General features: G+C 65.9%; 4 protein-coding genes. 2 read left to right on the top strand and 2 right to left on the bottom strand.

What is annotated here, in order from left to right:
* On the bottom strand, positions 1-184 hold a 184-nt coding region (locus AC3XYG_RS15785), incomplete at its 3' end, for a hypothetical protein (RefSeq protein WP_489140798.1).
* Complete coding sequence (locus AC3XYG_RS15780) at positions 181-807, bottom strand: helix-turn-helix domain-containing protein (protein WP_489140797.1); 627 nt, start codon at positions 805-807, stop codon at positions 181-183. The genes AC3XYG_RS15785 and AC3XYG_RS15780, both read right to left, overlap by 4 nt.
* A 269-nt stretch (positions 808-1076) precedes the next feature.
* Between AC3XYG_RS15780 and AC3XYG_RS15775 the strand changes: the two genes are divergently transcribed.
* Both AC3XYG_RS15775 and AC3XYG_RS15770 read left to right on the top strand, forming a co-directional pair.
* Positions 1077-2678, top strand: coding sequence for an ABC transporter substrate-binding protein (locus AC3XYG_RS15775; protein WP_489140796.1), 1602 nt, complete (start codon positions 1077-1079; stop codon positions 2676-2678).
* Between the two features lie 22 nt (positions 2679-2700).
* A partial coding sequence (locus AC3XYG_RS15770; protein WP_489140795.1) for an ABC transporter substrate-binding protein occupies positions 2701-4176 on the top strand: 1476 nt, incomplete at its 3' end.

Genomic DNA, 4176 nt, shown 5'->3' with positions numbered 1-4176 from the left:
CCGCGGTCTCGGCCCGCAGCGCCATGATGGTGAACAGCCGGTGCCCGATCAGGTCGCGATAGGCGGCGTCGGCGGCGCGGAACAGCGCCTCGGGCTGGCCGGGTTCGGCCTGGGCGGCGGTCAGTGTCGCCACGGCCCGGGTCACGGCCGGATCGTCCGGACCTGGTGTCGTCGAAATCGTCATGTGTCCTCTTTCAGGCGGTCGAACAGCGGCGCGGTCCCGGTCCACAGCACCCGGGTCCAGCCGTCCTGGGCATTGATCCAGCGATGGTCGCGGCCGGCGGCGTAATGCAGGCTGTCGCCGGCGTCGAGGCGGATGCTCTCGCCGCCGATGCCGACGATCATCGATCCCTCCAGCACATAGGCGATCTCCTCGCCCTCGTGCCGCACCGCCTCGGATTCATAGCCGGGCGGGACATGCACCAGCACGGCGTTCAGGGATTGGCCGGGAAAGGCGGTGCTCAGCCGTTCGTAGCGGATCTGATCGGGGCGGATCTGGCCGGGGCTATCACCTTGGGTGCCGCCGACCGAGAATTGCGGCCGCTCGCCACGGCGGGTCAGGCCGCTGGCCGGGCGCGGCGCCGCCAGGAAGGCATCGAGCGGAACCCCGAGCGCCACGGCGATGCCGGACAGGGCGCTCAGCGACGGCGTGGCCAGGTCCCGCTCCAGCTGAGACAGGAAGCCGACCGACAGGCCGCTGCGCTCCCCCAGGGTTTTCAGGGTCAAATCGAGGGCGCGGCGGCGGGCGCGGATGGCCCGGCCCAGATGGGGCGGCGTCGGCCGTGCCTCGATTGCCTGGTCGGTCATTCCCTGTGCCGCGGCCCCCTGTCGTTGGCCAAAGCCTAGACCGGATTTTGGTGCCATCAAAATTTTTTTGATGGCAGGATGCCTGTGATGGGGAACGTTACCCGGGCGGCCGGGGCGAGCGGCTTGACTCCGGTTCGATGCGGCCCGGAAGATGCTTCGATCTCGGGCGCCGGCGTTTCGATCCCTGGAGGATGGCAACAACCGGCAGGGCCGTCGGGCACGGTTTTTGTTTCTCGGGTTATGGAAAAAACAACAGGGAGGGGGACAACGTGATCAAGCGTTTCACCCGCAATGCACTCGTCGCGACGTTTCTGGCCTGCTCGGCCCTTACAGCCGTGCCGGCCCTGGCCGAAACACCGAAGGACACGCTGGTCGAGGCGTGGCAGATCGACGACATGATCTCGCTCGACCCGGCGGAGATCTTCGAGTTCTCGGCCGCCGAATACCAAGCCCAGGTCTATGAGCGGCTGATCGGCTACGACGTCAAGGACGTCAGCAAGATCCTGCCCGGCATCGCCGAAAGCTGGACGGTGTCCGACGACGGCGTGACCTACACCTTCAAGATCCGCGACGGGGTCAAGTTCCACTCCGGCAACAAGCTGACCGCGCAGGATGCGGCCTGGTCGCTGCAGCGCGCGGTGAAGCTGAACCTGTCGCCGGCCTTCATCCTCGGCCAGTTCGGCCTGACGCCCGACAATGTCGAGCAGACGGTAACGGCGCCGGATGACCGGACCCTGGTGTTCAAGACCGACAAGGCCTATGCGCCGACCTTCGTGCTGAACTGCCTGACGTCGGGCGTCGCCTCGGTGGTCGACAGCAAGGAGGTGAAGGCGCATGAGGCGAACGGCGATTTCGGCCATGAATGGCTGAAGACCCACTCCGCCGGCTCCGGCCCGTTCAAGTTGACGGCGTGGAAGCCGAACGAATCCCTGGTGCTCGACCGCAACGACGACTACTGGCAGGGCAAGCCGGCCTTCCGCCGCGTCTTCATCCGCCATGTGGCCGAGGCGGCGACCCAGCTGCTGCTGCTGCAGAAGGGCGATATCGACGTCGCCCGCAACCTCAGCGCCGAGCAGCTGAAATCGCTCGACGGCAACCCCGACATCAAGCTCGAGAACGCGCCGAAGGGCACGGTCTGGTACATCAGCTTCAACACCCAGCACCCGCCCTTCGACAAGCCGGAGGTGCGGCAGGCGCTGAAATACCTGATCGACTATGACGGCATGGCGAACAGCTTCATGCGCGGCATCGCCGAGAAGCATGAGAGCTTCATCCCGAAGGGCATGCTGGGCGAGATCGACGACACGCCGTTCAAGCTCGACATCGCCAAGGCCAAGGAACTGCTGGCCAAGGCCGGGCTGCCGGACGGCTTCAAGGCCACCTTCGACGTCGTGAACTCCTCGCCCACGATGGACATGGCGCAGTCGATCCAGAGCACCTTCGCCAAGGCCGGCGTGCAGGTCGAGATCATCCCCGGCGACGACAAGCAGACCCTGACCAAGTACCGGGCCCGCAACCACGATATCTATATCGGCCGCTGGGGCACCGACTATCAGGACCCGAACTCGAACGCCGAGACCTTCGCCATCAATGTCGACAACAGCGCCGATGCCAAGTCGAAGACGTTGGCCTGGCGCAACGGCTGGCAGGACGCGGATCTGACCAAGGCGGCGCAGGCCGCGGTGACCGAGCGCGACGGCGCCAAGCGGGCGAAGATCTATCAAGACCTGCAGCGCAAGCACATGGAGATCTCGCCCTTCGCGGTGATGTTCCAGCAGACCGAGGTGCCGGCGATGCGGAAGAATGTCGAGGGCATCACCTGGGGCCCGGCCTTCGACAGCGACCTCTACTGGACCGGCAAGAAGTCCTGAGCCGCAGCGAGGATCCGCAATCGTGCTGAAGCTGTTCGCTTGCAGCGTCCTCGCGGCACTTGTCGCCTGCGCCGGTCTCCCGGCGCAGGCGACCACGCCTAAGGACACTCTGGTCGAAGCCTGGGTGATCGACGATCTGGTCTCGCTCGATCCGGCCGAGATCTTCGAGGCGTCGTCGACCGAATACCTGGCGCAGGTCTACGATCGGCTGATCGGCTACGACCGCACCGATGCCAGCAAGATCGTGCCGATCCTGGCCGAAAGCTGGACGGTGTCCGACGACGGCGTGACCTACACCTTCAAGATTCGCGACGGGGTGAAATTTTCCTCCGGCAATCCGCTGACCGCCGGAGATGCCGCCTGGTCGCTGCAGCGCGCGATCAAGCTGAACCTGCCACCGGCCTATATCGTCAGCCAGTTCGGGCTGACCCCCGGCAATGTCGACCAGATGGTGACGGCGCCGGACGACCGCACGCTGGTGTTCAAGACCGACAAGGCCTACGCGCCGACCTTCGTGCTGAATTGCCTGACCTCCACCGTCACCGCCGTGGTCGACAGCAAGCTGGTCAAGGCGCATGAGGTGAACGGAGATTTCGGCCATGGCTGGCTGAAGACCGCCTCGGCCGGCTCCGGCCCGTTCAAGCTGGCATCCTGGAAGCCCAGCGAGCTGCTGGCGCTCGACCGCAACGACAGCTACTGGCAGGGCCAGCCGGCCTTCCGCCGGGTCTTCATCCGTCATGTCCCTGACGCTTCGACCCGGTTCCTGCTGCTGCAGCAGGGCGATGTCGATGTCGCCCGCAACCTGACCCCGGACCAGCTGAAGTCGCTGGCGGGCAATGCCGATATCACGCTCGAACCCGTGCAGAAGCAGTCGATCTTCTATCTCAGCGTCAACGTCCTGCACCCGCCCTTCGACAAGCCGGAGGTGCGGCAGGCGCTGAAATACCTGGTCGATTACCAGGGCATCGTCGACAGCATCATGCACGGCATCGCCACGGTGCATCAGAGCCTGGTGCCGGCGGGCATGCTGGGCGCGATCGACGACGCGCCGTTCAGCCTCGACGTCGCCAAGGCCAAGGCGCTGCTGGCCCAGGCGGGCCTGCCGGACGGGTTCAAGACGACGATGGATGTCATCAACCAGTCGCCCTACATCGACATCGCCCAGGCGGTCCAGGCCAGCTTCGCCCAGGCCGGGGTGACGCTGGAGCTGATCCCGGGCGACGCCAAGCAGGTCCTGACCAAGGAACGCGCCCGCAACCACGACGTCTATATCGGCCGCTGGGGTCCCGACTATGAGGACCCGGATTCCAATGCCGGGACCTTCGCCATCAACACCGACAACAGCGACGCCACCGCCGCGAAGACCATGGCCTGGAGCAATGGCTGGCAGGACGCGGCGCTGACCGCCGAAGCCCAGCAGGCGGTGCTCGAGCGCGACAGCGCCAAGCGGGCGCAGATCTATGCCGAGCTGCAGCGCCGCCACCAGCAGATATCGCCC

The organism is Inquilinus sp. (genome assembly GCF_057815775.1).
This window is presented reverse-complemented; position numbering and strand designations above follow the sequence as displayed.